General features: G+C 66.6%; 25 protein-coding genes and 1 tRNA gene. 13 read left to right on the top strand and 13 right to left on the bottom strand.

Annotated features, from left to right (window positions below):
• The first annotated feature begins 41 nt into the window (after window positions 1-41).
• The 6 genes from AAC979_RS09820 to AAC979_RS09795 all read left to right on the top strand — a co-directional run bounded on the left by AAC979_RS09820 (window position 42) and on the right by AAC979_RS09795 (window position 4,233).
• Window positions 42-788: a competence/damage-inducible protein A gene (locus AAC979_RS09820; RefSeq protein ID WP_371346651.1), complete on the top strand. Its 747-nt coding sequence runs from the start codon at window positions 42-44 to the stop codon at window positions 786-788.
• Between the two features lie 136 nt (window positions 789-924).
• Entirely contained in the window at window positions 925-1,431 is a 507-nt protein-coding gene (gene gpt, locus AAC979_RS09815) for a xanthine phosphoribosyltransferase (RefSeq protein ID WP_371346650.1), read from the top strand.
• 9 nt (window positions 1,432-1,440) lie between these two features.
• The gene (locus AAC979_RS09810; RefSeq protein WP_371346649.1) at window positions 1,441-1,857 is read left to right on the top strand and encodes a hypothetical protein; all 417 of its coding nucleotides are present in this window, start codon (window positions 1,441-1,443) and stop codon (window positions 1,855-1,857) included.
• A gap of 117 nt (window positions 1,858-1,974) precedes the next feature.
• Window positions 1,975-2,385, top strand: coding sequence for a DoxX family protein (locus tag AAC979_RS09805; protein ID WP_371346648.1), 411 nt, complete (start codon window positions 1,975-1,977; stop codon window positions 2,383-2,385).
• A gap of 25 nt (window positions 2,386-2,410) precedes the next feature.
• Window positions 2,411-4,105, top strand: a complete 1,695-nt coding sequence (locus tag AAC979_RS09800; RefSeq protein WP_371346647.1) for a formate--tetrahydrofolate ligase — start codon at window positions 2,411-2,413, stop codon at window positions 4,103-4,105.
• Between the two features lie 42 nt (window positions 4,106-4,147).
• Window positions 4,148-4,233, top strand: a tRNA-Leu gene (locus AAC979_RS09795).
• A 63-nt stretch (window positions 4,234-4,296) separates the two neighbouring features.
• Here AAC979_RS09795 and AAC979_RS09790 read toward each other — a convergent pair.
• The 3 genes from AAC979_RS09790 to AAC979_RS09780 all read right to left on the bottom strand — a co-directional run bounded on the left by AAC979_RS09790 (window position 4,297) and on the right by AAC979_RS09780 (window position 11,959).
• Window positions 4,297-6,750 (bottom strand): hypothetical protein, encoded by a 2,454-nt coding sequence (locus AAC979_RS09790; protein ID WP_371346646.1) that lies wholly within the window; start codon window positions 6,748-6,750, stop codon window positions 4,297-4,299.
• Window positions 6,747-9,098 (bottom strand): hypothetical protein, encoded by a 2,352-nt coding sequence (locus AAC979_RS09785; RefSeq protein ID WP_371346645.1) that lies wholly within the window; start codon window positions 9,096-9,098, stop codon window positions 6,747-6,749. The genes AAC979_RS09790 and AAC979_RS09785 overlap by 4 nt, the downstream gene beginning before the upstream one ends.
• Before the next feature lie 98 nt (window positions 9,099-9,196).
• On the bottom strand, window positions 9,197-11,959 hold the full coding sequence (locus AAC979_RS09780; protein ID WP_371346644.1) for a hypothetical protein: 2,763 nt from the start codon (window positions 11,957-11,959) through the stop codon (window positions 9,197-9,199).
• A 315-nt stretch (window positions 11,960-12,274) separates the two neighbouring features.
• Here AAC979_RS09780 and AAC979_RS09775 point away from each other — a divergent pair, with 315 nt between their 5' ends.
• Both AAC979_RS09775 and AAC979_RS09770 read left to right on the top strand, forming a co-directional pair.
• Window positions 12,275-12,430 (top strand): hypothetical protein, encoded by a 156-nt coding sequence (locus AAC979_RS09775; protein ID WP_371346643.1) that lies wholly within the window; start codon window positions 12,275-12,277, stop codon window positions 12,428-12,430.
• 11 nt (window positions 12,431-12,441) lie between these two features.
• Window positions 12,442-14,346, top strand: coding sequence for an asparagine synthase-related protein (locus AAC979_RS09770; RefSeq protein ID WP_371346642.1), 1,905 nt, complete (start codon window positions 12,442-12,444; stop codon window positions 14,344-14,346).
• 15 nt (window positions 14,347-14,361) lie between these two features.
• On the opposite strand, the gene AAC979_RS09765 is transcribed toward AAC979_RS09770, so the two are convergent.
• Window positions 14,362-14,646, bottom strand: coding sequence for a PqqD family protein (locus tag AAC979_RS09765; protein WP_371346641.1), 285 nt, complete (start codon window positions 14,644-14,646; stop codon window positions 14,362-14,364).
• Window positions 14,647-14,784: 138 nt separating this feature from the next.
• Here AAC979_RS09765 and AAC979_RS09760 point away from each other — a divergent pair, with 138 nt between their 5' ends.
• The 4 genes from AAC979_RS09760 to AAC979_RS09745 are packed head-to-tail and all read left to right on the top strand — an operon-like array spanning window position 14,785 to window position 17,166.
• Window positions 14,785-15,411 carry a phage tail protein gene (locus AAC979_RS09760; RefSeq protein WP_371346640.1) on the top strand — a complete coding sequence of 209 codons (627 nt, stop codon included), beginning with the start codon at window positions 14,785-14,787 and terminating at the stop codon, window positions 15,409-15,411.
• A gap of 41 nt (window positions 15,412-15,452) precedes the next feature.
• Window positions 15,453-16,022 (top strand): phage tail protein, encoded by a 570-nt coding sequence (locus AAC979_RS09755; protein ID WP_371346639.1) that lies wholly within the window; start codon window positions 15,453-15,455, stop codon window positions 16,020-16,022.
• Entirely contained in the window at window positions 16,019-16,594 is a 576-nt protein-coding gene (locus AAC979_RS09750) for a phage tail protein (protein WP_371346638.1), read from the top strand. Before AAC979_RS09755 ends, AAC979_RS09750 begins: the two co-directional genes overlap by 4 nt.
• Window positions 16,591-17,166, top strand: a complete 576-nt coding sequence (locus tag AAC979_RS09745; RefSeq protein ID WP_371346637.1) for a GNAT family N-acetyltransferase — start codon at window positions 16,591-16,593, stop codon at window positions 17,164-17,166. Before AAC979_RS09750 ends, AAC979_RS09745 begins: the two co-directional genes overlap by 4 nt.
• A gap of 99 nt (window positions 17,167-17,265) precedes the next feature.
• Here the strand turns inward: AAC979_RS09745 and AAC979_RS09740 are convergent, their stop codons facing one another.
• The 9 genes from AAC979_RS09740 to AAC979_RS09700 form a co-directional block, all read right to left on the bottom strand.
• Window positions 17,266-17,559, bottom strand: coding sequence for a hypothetical protein (locus AAC979_RS09740; protein WP_371346636.1), 294 nt, complete (start codon window positions 17,557-17,559; stop codon window positions 17,266-17,268).
• 22 nt (window positions 17,560-17,581) lie between these two features.
• Window positions 17,582-18,412 carry a sulfotransferase domain-containing protein gene (locus AAC979_RS09735; protein ID WP_371346635.1) on the bottom strand — a complete coding sequence of 277 codons (831 nt, stop codon included), beginning with the start codon at window positions 18,410-18,412 and terminating at the stop codon, window positions 17,582-17,584.
• A gap of 15 nt (window positions 18,413-18,427) precedes the next feature.
• A complete protein-coding gene (locus tag AAC979_RS09730; RefSeq protein WP_371346634.1) occupies window positions 18,428-19,321 on the bottom strand; it encodes a hypothetical protein in 894 nt (297 codons plus the stop codon).
• Window positions 19,322-19,615: 294 nt separating this feature from the next.
• Window positions 19,616-20,092, bottom strand: coding sequence for a hypothetical protein (locus tag AAC979_RS09725; RefSeq protein WP_371346633.1), 477 nt, complete (start codon window positions 20,090-20,092; stop codon window positions 19,616-19,618).
• Window positions 20,093-20,273: 181 nt separating this feature from the next.
• Entirely contained in the window at window positions 20,274-21,035 is a 762-nt protein-coding gene (locus tag AAC979_RS09720) for an SDR family NAD(P)-dependent oxidoreductase (protein ID WP_371346632.1), read from the bottom strand.
• Between the two features lie 109 nt (window positions 21,036-21,144).
• Window positions 21,145-21,960 carry an ABC transporter permease gene (locus tag AAC979_RS09715; protein WP_371349033.1) on the bottom strand — a complete coding sequence of 272 codons (816 nt, stop codon included), beginning with the start codon at window positions 21,958-21,960 and terminating at the stop codon, window positions 21,145-21,147.
• Window positions 21,960-22,820 carry an ABC transporter permease gene (locus AAC979_RS09710; RefSeq protein ID WP_371346631.1) on the bottom strand — a complete coding sequence of 287 codons (861 nt, stop codon included), beginning with the start codon at window positions 22,818-22,820 and terminating at the stop codon, window positions 21,960-21,962. Before AAC979_RS09710 ends, AAC979_RS09715 begins: the two co-directional genes overlap by 1 nt.
• Before the next feature lie 88 nt (window positions 22,821-22,908).
• The gene (locus tag AAC979_RS09705; protein WP_371346630.1) at window positions 22,909-24,072 is read right to left on the bottom strand and encodes a PotD/PotF family extracellular solute-binding protein; all 1,164 of its coding nucleotides are present in this window, start codon (window positions 24,070-24,072) and stop codon (window positions 22,909-22,911) included.
• Entirely contained in the window at window positions 24,053-25,192 is a 1,140-nt protein-coding gene (locus AAC979_RS09700; RefSeq protein ID WP_371346629.1) for an ABC transporter ATP-binding protein, read from the bottom strand. The genes AAC979_RS09705 and AAC979_RS09700 overlap by 20 nt, the downstream gene beginning before the upstream one ends.
• A gap of 141 nt (window positions 25,193-25,333) precedes the next feature.
• Between AAC979_RS09700 and AAC979_RS09695 the strand changes: the two genes are divergently transcribed.
• The gene (locus AAC979_RS09695; RefSeq protein ID WP_371346628.1) at window positions 25,334-26,206 is read left to right on the top strand and encodes a LuxR C-terminal-related transcriptional regulator; all 873 of its coding nucleotides are present in this window, start codon (window positions 25,334-25,336) and stop codon (window positions 26,204-26,206) included.
• Window position 26,207: the final 1 nt, after the last annotated feature.

Genomic DNA, 26,207 nt, shown 5'->3' with positions numbered 1-26,207 from the left:
GATGGCAGCTTGGCGGCGTGTGGGTGAGGGAGAGGAATCGGATGACGGCCCCGGCAGAACAGGTGACGGCAGCGATATTGGTCATCGGCGACGAGATTCTCTCGGGGCGCACCAAGGACCGCAACATCGGCTACATCGCCGAATATCTCACCGCCATCGGTGTCGATGTGCGCGAGGTGCGCGTGGTGCCCGATATCGAGGAGGAGATCGTCGCCGCGGTGAACGCGCTGCGCGCCCGCTACAGCTATCTCTTCACCACCGGCGGCATCGGCCCGACGCATGACGACATCACCGCCGACAGCGTCGCCAAGGCGTTCGGCGTCGGCATCGACATTGATCCGCGCGCCCGCGCCCGGCTGCTCGAATACATCAAGCCCGAAGATCTCAACGAGGCGCGGCTGCGCATGGCGCGCATTCCCGACGGCGCCGAGCTGGTGGAGAACCCGGTGTCCAAGGCGCCCGGCTTCTGGATCGGCAATGTCATCGTCATGGCGGGTGTGCCCACCATCATGCAGGCCATGCTCGACCAGGTGGCGCCGAAGCTGAAGACCGGGGTGAGGATGCTCTCCCACACAGTGCGGGCGGATGCGCGCGAGGGCGATGTCGGCGGCCCGCTGGGGGAAATCGCCAAGGCGAACCCGGAGGTGAGCATCGGCAGCTATCCCTTCATGGGCGAGGATGGCCGCCCCAACACCAATCTCGTGGTGCGCGGGCGTGATCCTGAAAAGCTGGCGGCGGCGGTGGCGCAGGTGGAGGCCATGGTCGCGGCGCTGGCCAAGCCTGCGTGAACCCGCCAGTCCGTTTTTCCGTGCGAAGCCCGGAATTTCCCGCCGGCGCCACTGGAGAAGCCGCGGCTCTGTCGCTAATGATCGCCGCTGACGCTTCTTCAGCCTTTTCGACCAGACGAGCCGGGGCCGCCTGCTGATGACCGACGACCGCCAGAACAAGGCCTTCCCGGTCTCCTGGGACCAGTTCCACCGCGATGCGCGCGCGCTGGCCTGGCGGCTGGCCGGGGCGGGGCCGTTCGAGGGCATTGTCTGCATCACCCGCGGCGGTCTGGTGCCGGCCGCCATCGTCGCGCGCGAACTCGGCGTGCGGCTGATCGAGACGGTGTGCATCGCCAGCTATCACGACTACACCAAGCAGGGTGAGATGCAGGTGCTCAAGCCGATCGCCGAGGTGGTGACGGCGGCGGCGGGCGAGGGGGGGCGCGGGCTGCTGGTGATCGACGATCTCGTCGATACCGGCAAGACGGCGCGGGTGGTGCGTGAAATGCTGCCCGCGGCGCATTTCGCCACCGTCTACGCCAAGCCGCTCGGCCGCCCGCTGATCGACACCTTCATCACCGAGGTGAGCCAGGATACGTGGATCTATTTCCCGTGGGATATGGGGCTGAGCTTCCAGCCGCCGATCCGCGACGGGGTAGCGTGAGGACAGGACATGGCCGACAGCTATGACGAGCCCGAGAACGACACCGACGACGGCTATGACGCCGCCTTCGACCAGCACCGCGCGGCGCTCTACGACATGCTGATGGAATATGCCGACGAGCACGATCTGAGCGACAGCTTCATGGCCGTTCTCGCGTCGGATATCGGCCTGTCGCTGCGCATGGTGGCCTATGCCTCCGAGACCGAGAAGCCCTCGGTCGGCGGGCTGCGGCTCGATCTCGACCGCTATGCCCGCGAGATGGGCGACAGCGTGCGCGACGCCAAGAAATACGCCGCCGAATTCATCGCCGAAGCCAAGGCCGCGCAGGAAGCGGAAGGGGAGGAAGGCGACGAGGATGAGGAAGCCGGCCCGGACGATGACGGTTCGGACAGCAAGGACGACGAGACCAACGGCCGTCCGTCCTGAGGTGAAGGTGCGGCGGGGCCTCGTCTGCGGCGGGGCCTCGCCTTTCGGCATTCCCTGGCGGCTTCCCTTGCGCTATGCCGAGGTGCGGCAAAATGCGCCGCTTAGGGGCCTCTACCGATGACTCCCTCGCTCATCTCCGGCATCCTGCTCTCGCCGATCACGGCTTTCGTCGCGCGTCTCCTGCTTGTCTTCATGTTCCTCGGCAGCGCCATCTCGAAGATCACCGATTTCGCCGGCGCCGAGGCCGAGATGGCCTATTTCGGCCTCAACCCGCCGTGGCTTTTCGCGGTGGCGACCATCGCCACCCAGCTCGCCGGCGCCGTGCTTATCCTCATGAACCGGGCGACCTGGCTCGGGGCCGGCGCGCTCGGCATCTTCACCCTGCTGACCATCCCCATCGCGCACCATTTCTGGAGCATGGAAGGGCAGATGGCGCAGATCGAGTTCTATTTCGCGGTCGAGCACCTCTCGGTGCTCGGCGGCATGTTGCTGGTCGCCATACTGGCCGAGCGCACCCGCGCGGCCTGATGGCGGAAGTCTTACGGGAGCCTTCATGAACACCGCGGCGCGCACCATCGACCCCACCAGCGACGCGGCGATCGCCGCCTCCGTGACGCCGCGCCCGATCGAGGAGATCGGCGCCCGGCTCGGCGTGCCCGCCGCCGATCTCTACCGCTACGGCCATGACAAGGCGAAGATCGCGCTCGGCTTCGCCCGCGCCGCCGAGGCGAAGGCCGACGGCAAGTTGATCCTCGTCACCGCCATCAACCCGACCCCGGCGGGGGAGGGCAAGACCACCACCACGATCGGCCTTGGCGATGCCCTGGCCCGTGCCGGCAAGAACGTCGCCATCGCGCTGCGCGAGCCGAGCCTCGGCCCGGTCTTCGGCTCCAAGGGCGGCGCCACCGGCGGCGGCCATGCGCAGATCGTGCCGATGCAGGACATCAACCTGCATTTCACCGGCGATTTCCACGCCATCAGCGCCGCGCACAACCTGCTCGCCGCCGCGATCGACAACCACATCTACTGGGGCAACGCGCTCGACATCGACACACGCCGCATCAACTGGCGGCGCGTGGTCGATCTCAATGACCGCGCGCTGCGCAGCGTCGTCGTCGGCCTCGGCGGGCCGGGCAACGGCTTCTCGCGCGAGGACGGCTTCGACATCACGGTGGCCAGCGAGGTGATGGCGATCTTCTGCCTCGCCCGCTCGCTGGAGGATCTGGAGGAGCGGCTCGGGCGCATGGTGGTGGCGCAGAACCGCGCCCGCCAGCCGATCACCGCCGGCCAGCTCAAGGTGACGGGGGCGATGACCGCGCTGCTGCGCGACGCCTTCCAGCCGAACCTTGTGCAGACGCTGGAGGCGACGCCGGCCGTGGTGCATGGCGGCCCCTTCGCCAATATCGCCCATGGCTGCAATTCGGTGATGGCGACCCGCACCGCGCTCGGCCTCGCCGATTATGTGGTGACGGAAGCCGGCTTCGGCGCCGATCTCGGGGCGGAGAAGTTCCTCGACATCAAGTGCCGCCAGGCCGGGCTGGCGCCCTCCGTGGTTGTCATCGTCGCCACCGTGCGGGCGCTGAAGATGCATGGCGGCGTGGCGCAGAAGGACCTCGCGCCGGAGAATGTCGCGGCGGTTTCCGCCGGCACCTCCAATCTCGTACGGCATATCGAGAACATGAAGGCGTTCGGCCTGCCGGCGGTGGTGGCGATCAACCGCTTCACCAGCGACACGCCGGCGGAGATCGAGGCGATCAAGGCCGCCTGCGCGGCGGTGGGCGCGCGCGTGCATCTGTGTTCGCACTGGGCCGACGGCTCGGCCGGGGCACTGGCGCTGGCCGAGGAGGTGGCGGCGCTGGCCGAGGCCCCTTCCGCCTTCCGCCCGCTCTATGACAGCGCCCTGCCGCTGGTGCAGAAGATCGAGACCATCGCCACCCGCATCTACCGTGCCGGTTCGGTGGCGATCGAGCCCGCCGCCTTGCGCAAGCTTGCCGAGTTCGAGGCGCAGGGCTATGGCGATCTGCCGATCTGCATGGCCAAGACGCAGTACAGCTTCTCCGCCGACCCGGCCAAGCGCGGCGCGCCGGAAGGCTTCGTGCTGCCGGTGCGCGATGTGCGCCTTTCCGCCGGCGCCGGCTTCATCGTGGCGCTGTGCGGCGATGTGATGACCATGCCGGGCCTGCCCTCGCGCCCGGCGGCGGAGGACATCTTCGTCGACGAGACCGGCTTCATCGGCGGGGTGTTCTGAGCACCCCTCCGAAAGCGGCGGATCGCCACCGCCGAGAGCCTCGCGGGCGTGGCGAAACAGGTAGACGCAACGGACTTAAAATCCGTTTCTCTCTGAGAGTGCCGGTTCGAGCCCGGCCGCCCGCACCAGTTCCATGTCGCTGTCCGCGCAACCGTGAAATGTCCTGCCCCTGTGCCGAGAACGGGCGCTTCCTATCGATTCCGCAGAGCCACCTGATCGGAGGGCATGCCGGCGGCCTCGACCGTCCAGTGGAACGCGGTGTCGGACAGGACGAGGCGGCCGTTCCGCACGGAGAGATGCAGACGCTTCTCACCGATGGCGGTGACGATGCAGAACGAGGCCCGCAGCAGCGCGCCGGCTGTGCTCGTGCCGCTCCATTCGACATGGCCCGTCACGTCGAACTGCCAGCCATAGGGAGCCTGCGCGGGCGCCATGCAGGCCTGCATCACCACCACGTCGTCGATCACGGTCAGCGCACGGGCTTCCCCCGCCCCGGCGGGCGCGGCGTAGACCAGCGAATGCCCCGTGCCATTGGTGTCGATTCTGAAAATGCTGGCCGTGGCAGCGTCGCCCGGGGCCATCGTCAGGGCCCCGTCCTCGCCCATCTGCAGCAACCCCGCCTTGCCGGCGGCGATCCTCACGCCCTCGTCGGCCGCGGACGGCGCGATATATTCGATCGCCGCCTCGAACGGCATGTAGAGCCCGGCGTCTTTCGCCTTCGCCTCGGCAAAGCGCCGCAGTTCGGAAGGCGTCTCGCGCCGCCCCTGCAGGCTTTGCAGCACCACGAGGGCCACCACGGCAATGGTGGCCAGGAAGGCCAGCGTCGACATTGCCGAGGACAGTTGCCCGGCCCAGGTGAACCGGCCGAACGCTGAACATAGCCAGCCACCGGCCGCACCGATCAGGCCGCACGCGGCGCTGGCGACCGAGACCCGGGCCGCGGCGATGTCCAGAGGCTGCGAGGCGTCCTGCAGGGCGGAAATGGCGAGGTAGAGATTGATGACGCCGATGACCGCGCCGATCCGGTAGGCCATGAACTCATCGAGATTGCGGCCGAAGACGCGCGAGACCTTCATCCGGTCATGGGCATAGTCGTAATGGGCGCCCGGCATGGCGAGGGCGCGCGTGTGCTCGCTCCAGTGGACGCGATTGCCCACCTTTCCGCTGCCGTTGCGAACGACCCAGCCGGCAAAGCCGCGGGAATAGACCGCCTGCGAATCGAAGGTCTTCCATTGCGTCCAGGTATGGCCGAGCTTCGACCAGTTCACCGCATGTTCGGTGAAGAAGGCGAAGGTGTGGAAGCTGCCGCGCACCATCACCGCCATGGAATGCGAGAGCGACACGCCGATGCCGACGCAGATCTTGACCCGCTGCTGTGCCGGCAATGAATGCAGGCTGCTCCCCCCGGAGATCACCAGCGCCAGCGCGGCCACGCCGCACGCGCCCTTGAGCAGGGCGGCGGCGATATCCTTTGCATGCGCCGTGGCCAGCCAGGGCTGGATCTTGGGGCCGGTCATTTTCGCGACCGCCTTCTCTATGGCGTCGACGAAGTCGCTCCCCTCCAGCTTGCCCGCCCTGACCAGCGCCTGGCGGAGGGCATCGCCGAGGGGATCCTCGCCCGTGCCGCGCCCCGTTGTCGAGGCGAGCCGCTGGGCGATGCTGGCCGCCATCCGCAATTGCTCGTCTTCGGCCTTGCCGTGCAAGGTGGCGAACTGCTCGAGAGCGGCCTGGGCATAGGCGACGATCTCCTCGGCATTGCCGGCCACGTCCACCTGAGCCGCGAGAGACGAGGCGGTGACATAGGCGGAGAGAGAGCTGACATAGTGGCGCGAGAAGTATTTGGAGGGATCGAGCGCGTCGAGCAGCGTGACCGCCTGCCTGATCCGCAGGGCCGCGTCCTCGTTCTGCGCGCTCTTGCCGATGGCCTCCGGCCCATAGTCCGATGGCACGCTGCGCAGCAATTCCCGATAGAGCGCCCAGGCCCAGAACGCGCCGCGCTGGGCCTTGCGTGCCGCCGTCTTCACATGATCCAGCGCAACCTTGCGGTCGGCATCGCCTGCGGCACTGCCGGCGGCGGCGAACTGGGCCGCGAGTTCCTTCGACCAGATGTCGGAGGTCGCCTGGATATAGGCTGAATAATCGTCCATCCCGTTCGCCTGGTCGTCGAGATAGAGCTTGAGACGGGGATGCAGCGTGGCGAGGCGGTAGCGATACAGTTGTTCCTGCTGCTCGACGAAGATCGGCTTGGCCTGCAGGTCGAGCCCAAGCAGTCGGCAGGCCCGCCTGGCATTGAGCGTCCGGCCCTCCGGGGTCTTCCGGTCCGCGCCATACATCGCGCTGATGAATGGAACGGCGAGGCTCCGATAGAAGGCCGCCGCATTGGCGTTGCCGTTGGCGATGGCCCGCACGCCCGGGTCGAGGGAGGGCACGGCGGCGCTCGCGAACCGATCGCGCAGCTCCGACGGCATATGATGCAGGATAAGGCTCTGGATATCCTCGGCGACGAGGTCGGCGATCGGGTCGCCATAGACCCTCTTGCCGTCCTGGCTGAAGATGGAAAAGGTGCTGAATGTCCGCAGCTCCAGCACGCTCAGGCGCTTGCGGCCGAGGATATCCTGCAGCGAGGCTTCGACTTCCGAAATCATCTGGATATCCCCCCGGCGCCTGGCGCGCCATAGAGCGAGGCAAAGAGAAGCGCGGCCTCCTCGGCCAGAATGGGGCCCAGCCGCCGGGCGAAAGCGTCCATCGCCGCGTCGGTCCAGGCGAGGCGGCCGGCTTCCTCCACCGCGCGGTCGGTGTCGTTCAGCCGCCGCAGGTCGAAGGAGAGGCGCCCGGCCGGCTTCCCTGCGCCGTCGACCAGTCGCACCCCGTAGCGCCGCAGCGGCGTGCCGGGTGACAGGGCGATCACCGCCCGTCCGAAGAAGGCGGGCCGCCCGGCGACCGCGACCTCGACGTGCAGATGTTCGATCGTCCCCGCCGGCGTCGCGGCAGGCGCCTCAAGATAGGACACGGCGTTCAGCCTGCGCAGGAAGGGCAGGTCGGCCGGCGTCGGGCGAGCCTGCGACAAGGCCGGCGCGAACGCCGCGCCGTCGAGCGAGGCCGTCACATCTATCGCCTGTTCGAAATCGGCGCGGGCCCATTTGCGAAACGCGATGTCCTGAAGCGAAAGCGCCAGGAATCGAGGTGCCGCGCCGCTCGGCTGCGGTTGCGCGATCTGGCGATACCCAAGGGCGATCGCGCTGTCGATAGCGGGTCCGAGCGAGCGCACGATCATCGCCGCCGCCCGTCCGAGCACGGCATTGTAGTTGCCGCCGGCCTGAAGCCGCTCGAACGCCTCCTGCAGCGTTGCCGCCCCGGCCGGGGCGGGGGCCGGCCCGTTAGCGGGCGAAGCGGTGCAGCGGCGCAACGCGGCCGGCACGACCTGATGCGCGGCGATCGACAGGAAGTCGGCGAACATCGTCTCGAACGATGCGAGGCGGCCGCGCCCGGCCTGCCGCTCGATCAGGGGCGCCAGTCGGACGAGCAGGGTGAGCACCACCGCCATGGCAAGCGGTGCCTTGCTCAGCAGCGGTATCTCGGCGCCGACGACGAGGTGGTGGTTGCCGTTGCGCACGATATATTGGCAGTCCGCCTGCCGGTCCGGCCACACCACGACATCGTAGACGGTCTCGGAAGGCGCAGTCGCCTCCTCGCGCTCGACGCTGGCGACGGCGACGGCGGTTTCGGTACCGTCCTCCCAGCCGCGCAACCTGACGCCTGGCGCCAGCTCATCGACACCGAGCCATGACAGCGTGGGGATGGTCTGGCCCAGCAGCGCTGGCGAAACCGCGAAGAACGCGGCGCTGCCGTGCTTCCGTTGCGCTGACGGCTGCCGAGCGGCGAGGAAGGGATGCGCTTCGGTGAAGCCAGCCGCGCCGCCATTGATGCGGAACAACGGCCGGCCGGCGCGGGGCGTGCGGACGAGCACGGCGATTTTCGCCGGCCCCGACGGTGTCGCGACGAGGGCGCCGGGCTCAAGGCTTTCGATCGGCCGGTGGGAGCCGTCCGCCATCAAGATCTCGGTTCCGCCGCCGAAACAGCTCTCGCGCCGGATCACCCGGTAATCGGTGCCGGGCTGGCCCGGCAGCATGAAGCTGGCGGCATAGCCTTCCGGCATTTCGTTCTGCGCCGGCGGATCCATGCCGCGGCCGGGCGACATGGTGAAGCGCGTCATGAGAATGCCCCGCGCCGCTTCGCTGTCGAACGCATCGGGCGCGATTTCGGCCATCCGCAGCGGATCGGCCGGGGGACGCATCCATTGGAAATAGCTGCGCCATTGCCCGGCCGCGACGGACTCCGGCACAGTGAACGCCCGCGCGAGGTCGTCAGCGGCGGCGTCGATCGCCGGCGCTTCAGTGCCGAGGGCCAGCAGCTTTACCCAGTAGTGAAAAATGTCCCAGTCGAAATTGGGCCAATCATAGGACCGCTGCAGCCTGCCGCGCTCCGACCGCCATTGCGGCGACGCCAGCCGCTCCAGAAACAGGGAGCGGGCGACGGCCGTGTCGCCGGAGGAGGTGATCGTCGCCAGCGGCGCCCACTCCCGGGAAAGGACATGCGCGTAGAGGGCAACGAGACGCCCGCTTTCCTGAAGCCGACGATTATAGTCGGCGAGGGCCCGGTCGACCTTGTCGCCGTCAACCATCCGGGCGGTCTCGTGCGACACCTGCCGGATCGACGCGCAAAGCAGCGCCGTGGCGAAGCCGGACCAGAAGGCATCATCCAGCCCGGTGAGAGGGCTGATCGCCGCATAGAGCGGTCCGGGCTGATGATCGGGAAAGAAGAAATGGCGCCAGGAATCGCCCTCGCGCGTATAGATGTAGTCCGTCTCGACGATACGACCGGGCAGGGCACCCATCAGCCGGTTGACCAGAGCCCGACGGATGATCTCGCCATAGGCGTCGGTACCGTAGAGCGGCGCGGCGTCGACGAGCAGATTGATGTCCCGAGGGTCCATGGCGAAGCGGAAGTCCTGACCGGTGGGCGGGCTGTTCCAGTTCTCAACGCATTTGGCAGCGGGCCGCGGCCCCGTTCCGCCGCGCGCGGGACGAGCGTTCAGACGTCGTCATCGTCCTCGTCGTCCTGATAGGTGAGTTCGACATGGCTGCTGAAGCTTCCGCCGGCGTTCTTCGCCGTCACGGTGAAGCGCCAGGTCGCGTTCTTGTCGGTGGCGTCGAATTTCACATCGTCGATCACCAGCGTGCCGTCCTCGGCGAGACGGAGGAAATCGGGCAGGCCGGCGGCCGTCCATTCGATCGGCCGGATGCCGGCCTGATTTTCGTCGATGCGAATGTCGGATGTCACGGAATCGAACCGCGTGAAGGCGTAGCTGAAGCGCTTTCGCATCGGCACGCCGGTCTCCACCGTCCAGGTGAAGGGGGTACTCGACAGCGCAACGACGCCATCAACAAGCGCGAGATAGGCGTTCGACTTTCGGTTCTTCAGCGCGAACTGGCCTGCTTTGACCTTCCCGTCCACCTTGACGACTCCCCCCAGCATGGTGCTTTCCCACTGGCAGGCATCCTCGTCTTCCTCAAGGGAAGCGACAGGTCCCGCGACAGCACGGTTGCTGCCGTCAACCATCAGCACCGCCGGGTTGCGCGGACGCTGCGGTGTGCCGGTCGAGGGATCGGCGTCGGCGAAGTAGCCGCGCGATACGAGCGTCGCCCGGCCCTGTCCGTCGACATCGAGATCGAACACCGTATCGGCATCAAGATCGAGGTGCGTCGGCTTGTGCAGGATGGCGCAGACGCTGCCCGGAAGGTCGATCTGCAGATAGCCGGCATCGCTATTGGCGGCGATCAGGCTGACGCCGACGCCCTGATCGAGGCTTCGGGTCGATGTAAGGTAGTCAATGTCCATCTCGAACGGCATGTAAAGCTTGGCCGCCTTCGCCTCGCCCTCGACGAATTGCTCGATAAGGCTGGGAGAGGGCGCCTTGGTCAGGGCGTCGTAGATCATGTAGCCGACCACGACGACCGAGACGGCCATGCCGATCGGCCCGAGGAACGACCCGACCCGGCCCGCCAGCCCGGCGGTTCCCAATATTCCAACTCCGATGGAATAGACCTCCATCGCCGCCGCCGCGCTGAGGGCGATGTTGATCCAGCGCTCCTTGTCATCCTTGGCGGTGGCCGCGCCCCATATGCTGAGAGCGAGGCCGCTAATGGCGAGGACGAGACCGACGCGGCTGGCCATGAAGTGGTCGAGATTGCGACCGAAGAACCGCCGCACCAGCGTGACCTGTTCGCCCGCCTGGCCGATGGCCAGCGCCTGGCGGCCGGTTGCCGCCATGGTCGCCCGCATTTCCCCGGTCAGCCATTTCCGCAGGCCGGATTCAACCTGGACGCCCAGCTCTTCCGAGCGCAGCAAGGTCGTCGTCGACAGGGAGCGCGATCGCGCCGCCGACCGTTCGACGACCTGAAGTTCCGCCACGCTGAGCGAGCGCGTCAGCTTCGTCGCCACCGTGGTACGCGCCTTCACCCAGGTCGTCAGCGACGTCCAGCTATTGGGCAGAGTCACCACGCCGAAGGACAGGACTTTCGGTGCCGAGATCAGAAAGAGATCGACGCCGGCAATGATGGTCGCCGCACGTTCCTTGGCGGTCATCTGGCTCCACGAAACGCCGTTGCTCATCATCGTCACGACGCCGCTCAGCGCCATGAACAGGCCGCTTATCCGAACGAAGGCCGCTGCCGACAGCCCCGCCTTGGGACTCCATTTGCGCAGCACCCCCAGCTCCCGCATGTTCGCGGTGTCGAGATAGGTTTTCAGCCATCCGTCCAGCGAGCGCGCCGTGCCGCTCGATGTCACGGATCCGAAGAAGAGGCTGAGCATACTGTCGATATTGCGCTTTCCCTCGTCCTCCTGCAGCATAAGCGCGACATGCTGTCGTATTTCCGCGTAATCGGGCCCAAGCGTGTCCGCCTGCTTGATGAATTCCTGCATCAGCTCAAGGCAGATGACGCTCAGCTCCTTCTCGTTTGCCTTGAAGTCGAGCTTCTGCGGAAGGGCGATGCCGAAAAGCCGGTGCCGCATCATCTCCTGAAGAAAGGTGGCGAACTTTCCGGAATCATCGAGGCCGTTCAGCACCGAACATTGCCGCAGCAGCTTGCGGGCGGGGTTGGCTGAATCGGTGAGTTCGCCGTGCAGGGGGCTGGTCGGGTCCAGCGTCGCGAGGTTGTCGTCGGACAGGTAGGTCAGAAGTGCGCGGAACGCCCAGTACTTTCCGGACTGCGCTTCCTGAAGGTACGTCTTGAGAAATCCCCTTATCAGGATCTTGCTGTTCTCGTCCTCGGGCTGGCATTGTTTGTCGATGAAGGCCTTGAGGTCGTCTTCCGCCCGGCTCTTGTAGTCACGGCTGTTCTGACGCTGGTCGGCCTTGAACCTCGCCGCCTCGGGAAACTGCTTTTCCCATGCGAGGGCATAGAAGGCCTGCGCCTGCGCGCGATAGACCTTCGAGGAGCGCATGGAATCGCTGATGCGCCGCTCGGCGCGCGCCGTATTGAGGCGTTTCACCGCCGGGTCGGTGCTCGCTTTCAGCGTCATCGCCACGTAGGGAACGCTCAAGTCCCGGTAGAACGCCGCGACCTCGTCGCCCGCAAGGAACGGCCGCAACTCTGGCGACACATTGGGCACGCCGGCAGAGATGAAGCGACCCCGCAGGTCGCTGTTCATATGGTACTGCGCGGCGGCGTTGAAGTAGCTGAAAACCTCGTCCTGAACCTTGTCCGTCATCTTGCCGTTGATCACCGAATAGGGGTCACGGCTAAGCAAAAGTCCGAAATCGGCGTCAAGGCGAGCGGCGTTATCCGGCATTTTCAACCCACTCTTGATGCGTTTTCTAGGATCGCTCGGGGGGAGGCGCGGCGCTCCTCATCCTTATCTGAGTGTGTTTTATCGCGCAACGCGAAGAGTATGTAATTATCGGTAAGAAATAGGTATCCAGATAGTCCATGTTACAGAATATTACGCGATGCTAGATATGATTTCGGACTCGTTGGTCCTGCTTTTTAATTATCATGTGCAGGGATGCGGAGTTGCATGGACGGTTGGTCGCGTCTACCATTCTGTCGCGATCCGCACCGCAGTACGGGGCGTGTGATGCTTGGACAGTTGTTTTTGAGGCACAAAATGAACGGTACACCGCTGGACGAGGCGCCCGAGGCGGCCGGCGTCGTCGAGAAGCGCCGGTGGTCACGCCCTCTGGTTGAAATCGTTTCGATGGACCAGACGCTTAACTCCGGTGCGAGCACGACGGACGGATCGACGCAGCAACTGCTTTCCTGAGGGGCGTGCCGGTGACGGTGGTGTTCGGAGCCTGCGGTGGCGTTGTTCGGCCCGGTCCGGGGCTGAGCCAGGACGCCCTGCGTGGCTTTCCCACCGTCCGAACGGTCGAGCGCTTTCACGACGACGCCTGTTTTCTGGCCGTCGGGTCAGGCGCGGCCAGGTCCGCGACGGGGCTGAACGGGCTGTGCGCCGACGGCAATGGGCGGTATGCGCTCGCGCTCGACGGCTGGCTCGCCAATCGGGACGAACTGGCGCGCATGCTCGGCCTTGCTTGCCGGGACGATGCGCCCGCTCCGTCTGACAGGGTGCTGGTCGCGGCGGCGCTGCAGCGCTGGGGAAGCGAGGCGCTGCCCCGCTTTCACGGCGAGTTCGCCATCGCCTGGTGGGACCGGGCCGAGCGCAGGCTTCTTCTCGCCTGCGACCGGACCGGGGGGCGCTCGCTCTTCTATCATCTCGCCGGGCCCCGCCTTTACTTCGCGAACGTCACGGCGGCGATCTTTATCCACCCTCACGTGCCGCGCGAACTCGACCCGGCCGTGGTGGCGCGGGCCGCCTTTGCGCTGTCGATTGATTTCGAGAATAGTTGTTTTGCCGGCATAAAGCAGCTTCTGCCCGGCCAGTGCCTGGAGTGGTCGTCGACAGCGGGGGCGCGGGTTTCGCGCTATTGGTCGCTCGATCTCGCCCGCCGGTGCCGATTCCGCCGCAGCGAGGACTATGTCGATGCCGCGCGGGAGTTGCTGGACACGGTGGTGGGGCAGGCCTGCCGCACGGAGGGTGTGCTGGCCGCCACCCTGTCGGGCGGGCTGGATTCCACGGCCGTCGCCGCCACGGCAGCCCGGCTGACGGCGCCCCGGCCGCTGCAGACCATCACCTTGCGTCCCGAGGCGCAAAGCCTGCTTCCGGCGTGTCGCGCCAACCAGTTTGACGACGAGTGGGGCCATGCCCGGGCGGTGGCGGACATGTATCCGTCCATGGTGGCGCATCCGGTTCCCGCCTCGCTCGATGCCTTCGACGAGACGATGCGGACCGGCTTCTACTGGATGGGCCGGCCACCGATCCATCTCATGGCGCCGGTCTGGATGGGCACGGCGTGGCGATATGCCCGCCAGATCGGGGCCTCCGTCGTCCTCACCGGACTTTCCGGCAACGGAACCTTGTCGGCGTCGGCGCTGCCCTATGCCATGCAGGCGGGCCTGCGCGACTGGCCGGAAGCCTTCTACCGCACGGCGCAGGCCGCAAGTGTCGGGCGACCGGTCATGCCGATGCTGCGCGCGATGGCGCCGGACTGGCTGCGCGAGCTGCGCGGCCGTCTCCGGGGGGACGGGCCGGTCTGGCGGCGCTATACCGCGCTGCGGCCCGAGGCGGCGGACCGGACGCTGGCGACGGCGTGGCGGGAATTCGTCTGCGGCGACCGGCGTGTGTCGCTGGGCCGACGCGCGCGCCTGCGCACCATTGAACGCACCTGGACCGGGCGGACGATGGGGGCGTGCCTCAGGTTCCGCGACGGGTTCGATCGCCGCGATCCACTCGGTGACGTGCGGCTGGCGGAATTCTGTCTCGCCATCCCCTCCCGCGAGTTCACCCGTCTCGGCCGTGATCGGGATTTCGCCCGGCGTGTTCTGGCAGACCGATTGCCGGTCAGGGTGCTGCGGGAAACGCGCATCGGGCGGCAGGGGGCCGAATGGTTCGATTGGGCCACGCGGCGCCGCGCCTGGCTTGCGGCGGAGCTGGAGGGCATCGAGGCCAGCGCGCTGGGTCGCGAGCTGATCGACATACCCCGTCTGCGGACCATTCTGGACGACTGGCCCGCCGACGCCGATGGCGCGGAGCCCCGCTATCATGAGCTGATGAATGTGCTGGGGCGGGGGGTCGCGGTCGGCGGGTTCGTTCGCTGGGCGGAGGGCCGGAACATGTAGTCCGCTCCCGCCGCATCACCCTTCGATGGCGATCAGGCCCTTCTCGTGAAGAATGCCCAGCCAATCCAGAACGTCGGTGCCGATCTCGGCAGGGTCGCCATCATAGTCTTCGGCGAGAGCCGTCACCAGATCTGCGACCTTTACCGGCTCCTCAAGCCGCTTCCAGATGTCGGAAGCAACGTCATTGAGGCTGTAATATTCGCCGAGTACTTCGTTCAGGGTGACGATGTCGCCGTTCATCTCGACAGACAGAAGGCCGGTCTTGCGACGGACACGGGAATTCAGGCTGATGGGTGGCATCGTGACTCCTCGAAATGACCCGCATGCATCGGAGGCATCGCGATGCGGATCGTCGGCGGTGAACGTCAGGCGGGCTTTGTCGTGCCTAGTATAATATAGTACATTTTTCCATATAAAAATGTAAAAATGGAGACGTATATGTCTGAGCCGTCAGATCCGCAGACGTACTGCAGCGTGGGTGAAATACGACTGTTTCCCTATAAAGGAAAAAATATCCCGAAGGGATGGATGGAATGCGACGGGCGGGAGCTTGAGATCATTCAATACTCGACGCTCTACTCTGTTATTGGCGAGCTATATGGCGGAGATGGACGCTATAAATTCCGAATCCCCGATCTGCGCGGAAGGGCGGCGGTGGGCGCGGGGGCGATGGACTCCAGACAGCGGCCCGTGGAGGGTCCGGCCGGCCTGCCTGTGATCGGGAGCAGCGGCGGCGCCGAGCAGGTGACGCTGACCTTAAGCCAGATGCCGGCACACCGCCACACGGTCATCGCCGACACCACCAATCGCACGACAGGTTCCACGCCGAACACGCTCAGGAATTCGATACCTTCCACCGCTCGGAAACCGCAGAACGCCGCCGCAACGGCGCCGGCGGCACCCTCTATCTACGGTCCCGCCAAAAGCGGATCGCTGCAGGCGCTGGCGGCGCAGAGCGTAAAGCCGGCCGGGAACAGTGCCGCCCATGAAAACCGTCAACCCTTTCTGCCTCTCGTCTACTGCATTGCGGTGGGGGGATTTTACCCGACTCCACGCGGTTTCTGACGGCGCGCCGTGCAGACACTCAACGAATAGAGGATATGGGCATGTGGTGGGATGCGTTTATCGGTGAAATGCGCCTCTTCGCGGGGAGTTTTGCGCCCGCGGGATGGGCCCTCTGCCAAGGTCAGGCGCTCGCGATCAAGGACAACAAGGACCTTTTCTCCCTGATCGGAACGACCTATGGCGGAGACGGCAGGAATACGTTCTGCCTTCCGAACCTGTCGGCGCGTCTGCCGGTCGGCCGCTCCGATGCCGCGCCGCCCGGCATGAGCAAAGCCTATCCTCTCGGCGTGGCGGGCGGTCAGTTTGCCGTGGCCCTCCCGGAGGCCGCCATGCCGACCCACACCCATGCGTTGAACGCCAGCACCGGCACCGCGACGACCGTGACGCCCTCGCCGGAGGTGACCTTCGCGTCGGTTCCGGCCAACGCCACGCTGTACGCGCACAGTTCGTCCCCCACGACTCTGGAGATGGCGGGCAGCATGTACACCTCGGTGGGTGACGGCGCAGCCCACGAGAACATGATGCCGAGCCTTGGCCTTAACTACATCATTTGTCTCAAGGGCGGTGTATTTCCAGAAGCTGAGTCTGCGTCGGACGGAGAAGAACTATGACGGACGCTTTTACGGGTGAAGTTCGTATATATTCATTCAGGTTCGCACCTGTCGGATGGGCCCGTTGCTGTGGAGATAAGCTGCCGATCGAGCAGAACAAGGACCTTTTCAGCATCATCGGCGCGACGTTTGGTGGCGATGGAAAAAAGGATTTCGCCCTGCCGGACCTGCGGGGCGTGGGCGTCGTCGGCACGGGCAAAGGGGGGGATGGCTCCGGTTCGCGCACGGTGGACTGGGGGATGAAGACAGGGGCCGCCTCGGTCACCTTGACCACGTCGCAGCTCCCGCCGCACAGCCATGGCGGGCTGGGCCATCAGGTGTTGGCGAATGGCACGCCCGGTCCCGTGTCGGACGCCTATGTGTCGATCCCGCGCGTGGGCAACACCGCCTATGACGCCTGGACGCCGCCTGTATCCGGCAGCCCGACGGCGACCTCGCTGTCGCCGCTCACCATGGGCAGCGCCGGTGGAACGGCATCGAATGCCACGGAGAGCCACGAAAATCGGTCTCCCTATCTTGCCGTTAACTTCTGCATCTGCCTCAAGGGCGAGTATCATCCTGTGCGTGAATGATCTCCGCTGTTGGTCGCGCGCGTATGATGACGGTTTTGCCGCCCGTCCCGGAGGAACTGGCCACGCGAGGAATCGCGCTGCGGCCGGAGGAGCCGGAGGATGACGGCTTTCTGAGCCGGCTCTACGTTTCGCTGCGGTGGCCGGAACTGGAGCCGGCCCCGTGGCCGGAGGCCGCCAAATTGGCATTCCTGCGTGAGCAATGCCGGTTCCAGACGCTGCACTACAAGACGCATTACGACCGTGCCGCCTGGGGAATCGTAACAGATTCCGGTATCCCGGTGGGGCGCCTCTATCTGCACCAGACCAGTGCGGATTTGCGCATCGTCGACATCTCGCTGCTGCCGAGCCACCGGCGGCAGGGCATCGGCAGCGCTCTCATTCGCGCCGTCTTCGCCCAGGCCGCCGCCGCAGGCACAGGGGTTTCGATCCATGTGGAGGTTTTCAACCACGACGCCCAGCGGCTTTACGAGCGACTGGGCTTCGTCGCGCAGCCGAACGACACGGGCGTCTATCGCCGGATGGGCTGGCCATCTCCGGCAGGGCGAACGCCGTGTCGCCCGGAAGGGGCCTAGAGCAATTCCCGCAAAAGTGCCGCGCGGTTTTGCGATAGGAATTGCGTATAATCAGTGAGTTAGAGCATTTCCGGTGAATGTGGATTCACCCGGAATGCTCTAGCTGAAGATCGCCTGATAGATGAATTCCCCGCTGTCACGATCATCGCCGATCGGCACGATGAAGACGTTCATCGTACCCAAAGCGATGTTGGTGAGCGCGTAGGTGCCTTGCGGGCACAGGGTGCCGGGGGTTCCTTTCAAAATCAGACTGAAGGACTCGCCCGGCCGGGCCGTGTCGCGCTGCTGGTGCCGTTCCACCCGGGCGAGCACCAGCGGCAGGCTCCGGCCGGCGTCCAGCTCGAGGGTGAAGGGCGTTCCTTCCGCTGATTTGGCGGCATCATAGGTCAGCATCCCGCGATCCTCATCCTCGTTTTCACAGGTAGCCCAGCCGCTCCATCATGGCGCCGTGGTCCCGCACGATTCGGTCAGCCTGCGCCGGGGTCAAGGTGTCGCGCCAGCCTCCGGCGAGGCCCCGGCGAAAGAACGCCCGGCCGCTGGCCTGGCCGAGGTCGAAGCCCGCGACGCCTTCCATGGCCTTCAGGCGATCGAATTGGTTCGCCGCCACCGCATCGCCGATGACGGCGTCCGATGCGGCGAGACCGACATGGGCGGCGACCTCGCTCAGCACGGCCGGCGTGTCCTCCGACAGGCGCTCATAGGAGACGAGCATCGGGGCCGGTACCGCCGTCATCCAGCTTTCGACATGCGCGCTCCAGCTCGTCAGGCGCTGTCCGAGCTGGTCCTGCCACCCGCTCGGGCGCGTGAGGGCCGCGTCCTCCCGCGCCATGAAGGCGATCGCCTCGTCGATGGTGTCGCCGCAGTGATGGGCCCAGGATATGGCGACATCCCGCGGATCGCGGACCAGATAGACGCTGCCGAGCGTTACCGCTTCGGGAAACAGCGGACGGCCTGAAGGCGTGAATCCCCAGTGGTCGTGAACCTTGCGGAACTGCGGTTCGGCCACTTCCGCCGCCATCACGCAGGCGAGATCGTGCCGCAACTCGGCCTGTTCGCTCACGGTGAGGTCGCTGGCCTCCACGTCCAGAAACAGCTCGAAATCCGCGCGCTGCGCCACGATCGGAGCGAACCTCGTCCGCTTGCCGAATTCCGGCGCCGCGCCACCGGCGATGACGCTCTCCAGCAGCAGCCGGATCCACGTATTGCCGGATTTGGGGTAGGAGGCGATCCAGTAGAACCCGCCCATGCGCCTCTCCCCGGGTTACGCCGCAAGCGCCGGCAGAAGCTCGGCGATCCGGTCCCATTCGGCGGGGCTTTCCGGACGCCGCATCGCGCTTATGCCGCCCACGGAACCGAGAAGCCGGAGAAACTGCTGCATCTGTCGCTGCTGTGTCCCAAGGCGCAGCAGCAGTCGCGGGCGGTAGAGGACCGAGGACAGCAAACCCAGCCCTTCACGTGCCGGGACGGGCCGCAACCCCAGCGGGCCGCGCTCGTCCTTGTCCAGATGGATCAGCCCGGCGAGCGGCAGCGGGGTCGGGCAGTAGCGATGTTCCAGCGATAGCTGATACTTGCCCTGGCCGGTGCGCACCTCTTCCAGACCGTCGGTGGACAGTCCCGCGCGCGCAAGGGCATCGCGCCACAGCTTCAGGCGGGGAAAGCTGGGCAGGGCCGTCGGGCCGCCCGGCGCCTCCGTGTCGACGGCGGTCACATCATCGGCCAGCAGCGCGTAACCCCGCTCGCTCAGGCCGAGCGCCAGCGTCGACTTGCCGGCACCGCTGTCGCCGGCGAAGGCCACGGCCTTGTCGCCAATTCGCACGCAGCACGCATGCAGCGGCAACAATCCGCGCCGGTGGCAGACCACGGCAAAGACGGTGCCATAGAGAAAGGTGCGTACCGCCGCCGGCGCCGCGCCCTCGGCGATGTCGATGCTCACCGCGCGACCATCGGCCGAAACGAGATAAGCGGCGACCTGCGGCAGCGCGAACCGGCAGCGCCCGTCGGCCGCCACCTGCAGCAGCGGCTGGGTGACCACCGCGTCCTCAAGCCGCTGCGGAACGCTGGCGAGGCAGATGCGCAGGTCGACCGGCCGATCCTCACCCGTCCAGGCGAGCAGATCGGGCAAGGGAAAGTCCGAGCGCACGCGCAGTCCGCTCAACACCCGGTCGCCATGGATGAGGGGGGATAGGCAAGGCTTCGGGTCTGACATGAGGATCGGCACCGGCAGAAGTCGCGTCAGCTTGCGATCAACCCCGTCCAGCGCTCACGATCAAGCTAATTCGTGCACATACGGAATGCTGGGCCGGCGGCCTGGCTGTCGGCTCCGGTGGTCATTCCCTTGAGTGTTTTCGAGCGAGGGAGCCGATCAGCTTGAGGCAAGCTGATCGGTAAAACAACCTCCGGCGCCGGCGGCCGTCCCCGGGGGGCGGCCGCTGCTTGGTGCCGGTCGTCTTCAGTCGACCAGCTCGATCTTGTGCTCATAATGGCCGGCGTCGCGGCGGGTGGTGGTCATCTGGCCGCGCTTGCCGATGAAGCGGCCGGTGCCGCCGACAATGGCGCGCACCTGCGGCGCATCCACCACCATTTCGCCCGCGCCGACCGCATAGACCGAGCGCCCGGCGATGACGAGCGTGTCGGTATTGCCGAAATCCAGCACGATGTCGGCGAGCCGGTCGAAGAACTTGTCGCCGCCGCCATCGGGAACGTCGACCGTGGTGATGAGGCCGTTCATCGTGCCCTTCTTGCCCTCAGCGGTGGTGAAGGAGGCCTCAAAAGCCAGCATGTCGCCATGCGAGGGGCCTTCCTTGCCGAGATCGACATGAACCAGTTCCGGCTTGTCCTGAATGATGCTGAAAGTCTCTGCGGCCTGCGCGGCACTGGAGAGCAGCAGGGCGCCGGCGAGGCCCGCGAGCAGGGAAAGGCGTGTCATGATGGCCGTCCTTCGTGTGAGTGCCCAAGCGGAAGCGCGTCGCTTCCGCCTTTCGCGCTAGCAATGGCGAGGCGGGGCCGTCAAAGCCGATTTTTGGACGCATCGGTCGGGCGGCGGCGCCCGCCAGCACCGCGCGTCATCCTGCTGTGAATGAGCCAGCTACCGGACCGCCGGCTTTTCCTCACCCAATGCTCTCGCCGCCATCCACCACCAGCGCCTGGCCGGTCATGAAGGAGGAGCGGTCGGAGACGAGGAACAGGATCGCCTCGGCGATCTCTTCGGCGCTGGCCCAGCGTCCCATCGGGATTTTCTCGCGCACATAGGCCTCGATGGCGGCGCGCCCGCCCATCTGGGCGATGAAGGGCTCGTTGAACGGGGTGTCGACCCAGCCCGGGCACAGCGCGTTCACCCGCACATTATGCCGGGCATAGTCGATCGCCATCTGCCGAGCCATGGCGATGACGGCGTGCTTGGAGGTGGTGTAGGCGATCATCTCGCGGTCGTAGAACACGCCGGAATTGGAGGCGGTGATCAGGATCACCCCGCCGCCCTGCGCGATCATCGCCGGCATGGCGAGGCGGGCGGCGAGGTAGGAGGCGCGGACATTGATCCGCCAGGAGCGGTCCATGCCGTCCGGCGCCACCTCGGTCAGCGGCCCGCCGACCTGCACACCGGCATGGCTGTGCAATATGTCGAGCCGGCCGTGACGCACCAGCGCGCCGCCCACCAGCGCCTCGATATCGGCATCGACATCGACATCGGTGCGCACCGCCTCGGCCCGCCCGCCGGCCGCATGGATCGCGGCGACCGTCGCCTCGCCGGACGGCCCGTCGCGGTCGGCGACGATGACATGCGCGCCCTCGCGCGCCATGGCAAGCGCCCCGGCGCGGCCGATCCCCGAGCCGGCGCCGGTGACGATAGCGATCTTGTCCTTGAGAATCATGATGTACCTGGAGCGTTTTCGAGCGAAGTGGATACCGGTTCGCGTGAAGAAAACGAGACAAAACAAATAATTAGATCATTTCACTATTTCCGTGAAACGGTGAAATGATCTAGGCGGAAGCCGGCTGACGCCGGCGCAGCAGCACTTGCGCCGCGATGACGAGCACGATGGACGCCGCCAGCACCAGCGCGCCGATGGCGTTGATCTCCGGCGTGACGCCGCGACGGATGGAGGCGAAGACATAGATCGGCAGCGTGGTCTGCGATCCCGCGACGAAGAAGGCGACGATGAAATCGTCGAAGGAGAAGGTGAAGGCCAGCAGGAAGCCGGCAAGGATGGCCGGCAGGATCTGCGGCAGCACGATGCAGCGGAAGGTGGTGAAGGGCCCGGCATAGAGGTCGCTGGAGGCTTCCACCATGTCGCGGCCCAGCGCGCCGAGCCGGGCGCGCACGATCATGGTGACGAGCGCGGTGGAGAACAGCCCGTGCGCGGCGATGATCGAGCCATAGCCCAGCGCGAGGCGCGGCGGGGCATCGCCCGGCCACAACGCCGCGAGCACCGGATTGACGAGGCCGAAAAGCTGCACCAGCGCCACCAGCGTGGCGATGCCGATCACCACGCCCGGCACCACGATGGCGGCGCCGAACAGCGCGTCGAACACGGCGCGGGTGCGCGGCCCGGCGCGGCCGAGCCCGATGGCGGCGGCGGTGCCGCACAGCGCCGCAAGCCCGGCGCTGGTCGTCGCCACGATCAGGCTGTTGGTCAGCGCCTCCATCAGGAAGGTGTTGGACAGCGCCCGCCCGTACCACTGGAAGGAGAAGCCGGTGAACTCGCTGGCATGCCGTCCCGCATTGAACGAGAACAGCACCACCAGCGCGATCGGCAGATAGAGGAAGCCGTAAACGGCGATCACGAAGCCGCGCATCATAGGAGATCGACCTGTCGGGCGCCGGAGAGCCGGGCGGTGAGGCGGTTGGCGGCCAGCAGCAGCAGCACGGCGATCACCACCAGCGCCACGGCGATGGCCGAGCCGAACGGCCAGTTGCGCGATTGCAGGAACAGGTCCACCAGCGCATTGCCGATGAAGAACACCTTGCCGCCGCCGAGCAGGGTGGGGATGAGGTATTCGCCCAGCAGCAGGATCAGCACCAGCGAGAAGCCGGTCATCATGCCGGGCAGGGAGAGCCGCAGGGTGACGCTGAAGAAGGTGGAGAACGGCGTCGCGCCAAGATCGGCGGAAGCTTCCAGCAGGCGGCGGTCGAGCCGCTCCAGGCTGATATAGATCGGCAGGATCATCAGCGGCAGATAGCCATAGACGATGCCGAGCAGCACCGCGCCGGGCGTGTTGATGAAGCGCAGCTCCGGCAGGCCGATCATCTCCAGCCAGGCGGGAATGCCGCGTCCGCCGAGAATATACATCCAGGCATAGGTGCGGATCAGCAGGCTGGTCCAGAACGGGATGACGATCAGCGCCACCAGCAGCAGCCGGCGCTGCGGCAGCGTCTTGATGGCGAGATAATAGGCGACGGGATAGGCGATCAGCAGGCAGGCCAGCGCCCCGGCCGGGGCCAGCACCAGCGTGTTCCAGAACGCCGTCGCCCGCGCCGGCAGATTGGCGTATTGGGCGAGGGTGAGGGCGGGGGCATAGCCGCCCGCCGGCGCCCGCTCGCCGAGGCTGAACACCACAATGGCGAGGAAGGGCAGCACCAGGAACAGGAACAGCCACACCGCCGCCGGGGCGAGCAGCAGGGCTGTGACCAATCGCTTGCGGGCGGCGCTCGACATGGCGGTCCATTTCACGCGGAGGAGGGCGGGAGCGCGAGCCGCGCTCCCGAAGCGGGGCCGGGAGCGGGCGCCCCCGGCCGGCGCTGGCTCAGGCCGACTTGAAGCGGGCCATCAGCTCTGCGCGGTTCGGGTCGGTCAGGGTCGCCGCCGCGCCGAATTCCAGCGGCGCCAGCAGGTCGGCGGCGGGGTAGAGGATCGGGTTGTCGAGCAGATCCTTGGGCAGCAGGGCGTTGACGCGCGCATCGGTGGAGGGCGCGCCATTGGCGATGTGCTCCTTCACCGCCACCTTCGGGTCCATCAGATGGTTCAGCAGCGCATAGGCCGCCGGCTTGTTCGGCGCGTCCTTGGGGATGGCGTAGAAATCGGTCCAGATCTCGCCGCCCTCCTTGCCGAGCACATAGTCGATCTCGGGGATGTCGCGGTGGAGCTGGGCGCCGTCATTGGTCCAGCACATGGTCAGCCAGGCATCGCCCGCGCGCATGGCGGGCTGGTAGTCGCTGGAAATGGCGAAGAGGTGCGGCTTGACCTTGAGCAGCAGCTCCTCGGCCTTGGCCAGTTCGTCCGGCTTCAGCGAGTTGAAGGAATAGCCGTAATATTTCAGCGCGTTGCCGATGGTGGTGAGCTGATAGTCATGCACCATGGAACGGCCGCTGCCGGTGGTCATGGCGACATCGAAGAAGCTCTTCCAGCTATCCATTGGCGCCGTCAGCTTCTTGGTGTTCACCGCGAAGCCGGTGGTGCCCCAGTTCTTCGGCACCGCGCAGAGCACGCCGGCCACCTCGCCCTCGGCGGTGAAGCGCTTGTTCTGCGCGGCGGCGTCGTAATTCGGCAGCTTGGCGAGGTCGAGCGGGTCGATCAGGTCGAGCTGGCGATAGGTGGAGATGGTGTAGTTGGTCGGCACGAACAGCGACCAGCCCGAGCCGCCGGCCTGCAGCTTGGCCAGCATTTCCTCATTGGAGCCGAACACGTTCACTTCCACCGCCACACCGGTCTTGGTGGTGAAATCGACGAAGGTCTGCGGGTCGTGATAATTCGGCCAGGTGGCGATCGACATGCGGTCGCCCAGTTCCCCAGCGGCATGGGCCGGCATTGGCCGCAGGCCAAGCTCGCTGGCCAGCACCGCCGTGGCGGCGCCGAGGCCGGTCACGCCGAGAAAATGCCGGCGGCTGATCGAGCCGCGGCGCAGGCGCAGCAACTGGTCGATGAATTCCTGCGCCGAAACGGGCAGGCCGTCACGATACGACTTCGACATGGCTGGATTCCCTCTGGGTGGTCTTGTTGTCCGCCGCCGGAAACGCCAGCGGCGCGCCGGGGTTGAAGCTGATGGCGACCTGATCGCCGGGTTGCAGCAGGTCGCTCTGCGCCGCGTCGTGGTCGGCGGTGGCGAGCAGGGTGCCGAGCTGCGGCACCTCGATGGCATATTCGGCCGTCGAGCCGAGGAAGATGCGGTTGCGGATGATCCCGGCCAGGCCGGCATCGCCGGTGGCCGCGCCGAGCCGCAGCGCCTCCGGCCGCAGGCTCACCGACACCGCCGCGCCCGCCGGGCAGGGCGCGCTCGGCCGGGCGCCGATCTCCACGCCGTTGGCGAGGCGGATGCGGGCGGCGCCGCCGCTATTCTCCACCACCGTGCCCTCGAGGAAATTGGTCTTGCCGACAAAGGCGGCGACGAAGCGGTCGGCCGGGCGGTCATAGATTTCATCCGGCGCGCCAAGCTGGACGATGCGCCCGCCATTCATCACGCACACCATGTCGCTCATCGACAGCGCTTCTTCCTGGTCGTGGGTGACGAGGACGAAGGTGATGCCGAGTTCGCGCTGCAGGTTCTGCAGTTCGATCTGCATGTCGGTGCGCAGCTTCTTGTCGAGCGCGGCGAGCGGCTCGTCGAGCAGCAGCACGGAAGGCCGGTTCACCAGCGCCCGCGCCAACGCCACGCGCTGCTGCTGGCCGCCGGAAAGCTCATGCACCTTGCGTTTGCCGAAGCCGGCGAGCTGCACCATGGCGAGCGCGTCCGCCGTGCGGCGGGCGATCTCGGAGGAGGCGAGGCGCGGGCGCACCTGCCGCAGCCCATAGGCGACATTGGCGCTGACATCGAAATGCGGGAACAGCGCATAATGCTGGAACACCATGTTCACCGGCCGGCGATAGGGCGGCACCTCCGCCATGTCGGCGCCGCCGATCAGCACCTGTCCGGTGGTGGGCTGTTCGAAGCCGCCGATCATTCTGAGGCAGGTGGTCTTGCCGCAACCGGAAGGCCCGAGCAGGGCGATGAACGCGCCCTTCGGCACGGCGAAATCGGTCGGGTGGACGGCGGTGACATCGCCATAGCGCTTGCTGACGCCGCGAAACTCGATGTCGAGGGTCTGCTGGGCCACCGGCACTCTCCGCAGCTTTCCGGCCGTCCAGAGCGACAGCCGGACCGTCATTGGTGAAAATGCTAATACTGAGGCGTGTGAGGGTATATACCTTCGAAGTGGTAGACGGGGCCTATTTATCAGTCAGAGGGGGTATAGACGGTGGGCAGGATCGGCGCTGCATCGGCGGCCGGGGAGGCGGCGACAGGCGAGGGCGAGCGCGCTTCGGCGGCGCGTCTGCTGGGCGAGGCCATCGCGGCGGCGCATGAGCGCAGTGCCAGCGTCCGCACCGGGCCGGGCGACGACCCGTTCGGCCATGCGCTCATCACCTGGCTGCGGGCGCATGTGCCGTTCGACCATTGCGTCGCCTTCGGCTATCGCGGCACCGCGCGCCCGCCCTTGCTGTTTGAAACCTTCAACCGCGCGGAGAGCCATGTCTATGTGACGCTCTACCAGGTGGGCCCCTATCTGCTCGATCCCTTTTACCACGCCGCTATCGAGCGCATCGAGGGTTTCCGCCGCATGCGCGAGCTGGCGCCGGATCGTTTCTATGCCAGCGAATATTACCGCTCCTATTACAGCCAGACCGTGCTGGCCGAGGAGGTCGGCTTCTTCGTGCCGCTGGCCAATGGCGCGAGCGTGGTGGTGTCGCTGATGCGCAAGGCCGCTTCCGGCGCCTTCGGCGCGGCGCAGGTCCGCCTGCTGCGCGAACTGGCGCCGATCGTGCTCAGCCTGTGTCGGCTGCGCTGGGGCGAGGAGGCGATCGGCGAGGATGCCGGTGCCCGCGCCGGCCGCGCCGGCGCGCGCCCCCTCGACCGCGGCAAGATCTGGCAGGACCTGTCGCTCACCGAGCGCGAGGGCGAGGTGGTCGATCTCATCCTTCAGGGCCATTCGGCCGATTCCATCGCCCGGCTGCTGTCGATCTCCGCCGGCACGGCCAAGGTCCACCGCCGCAATATCTACCGCAAGCTCAACATCAACTCGCAGGCCGGCCTGTTCGCCCATTTCGTCGCCATCATGCGGCGCAAGCCCTAAA

The organism is Ancylobacter sp. IITR112 (genome assembly GCF_041415945.1).
GTDB lineage: Bacteria > Pseudomonadota > Alphaproteobacteria > Rhizobiales > Xanthobacteraceae > Ancylobacter.
The sequence above is the reverse complement of the archived record's forward strand: the minus strand, read 5'-3'. Positions and strand labels throughout refer to the sequence as shown.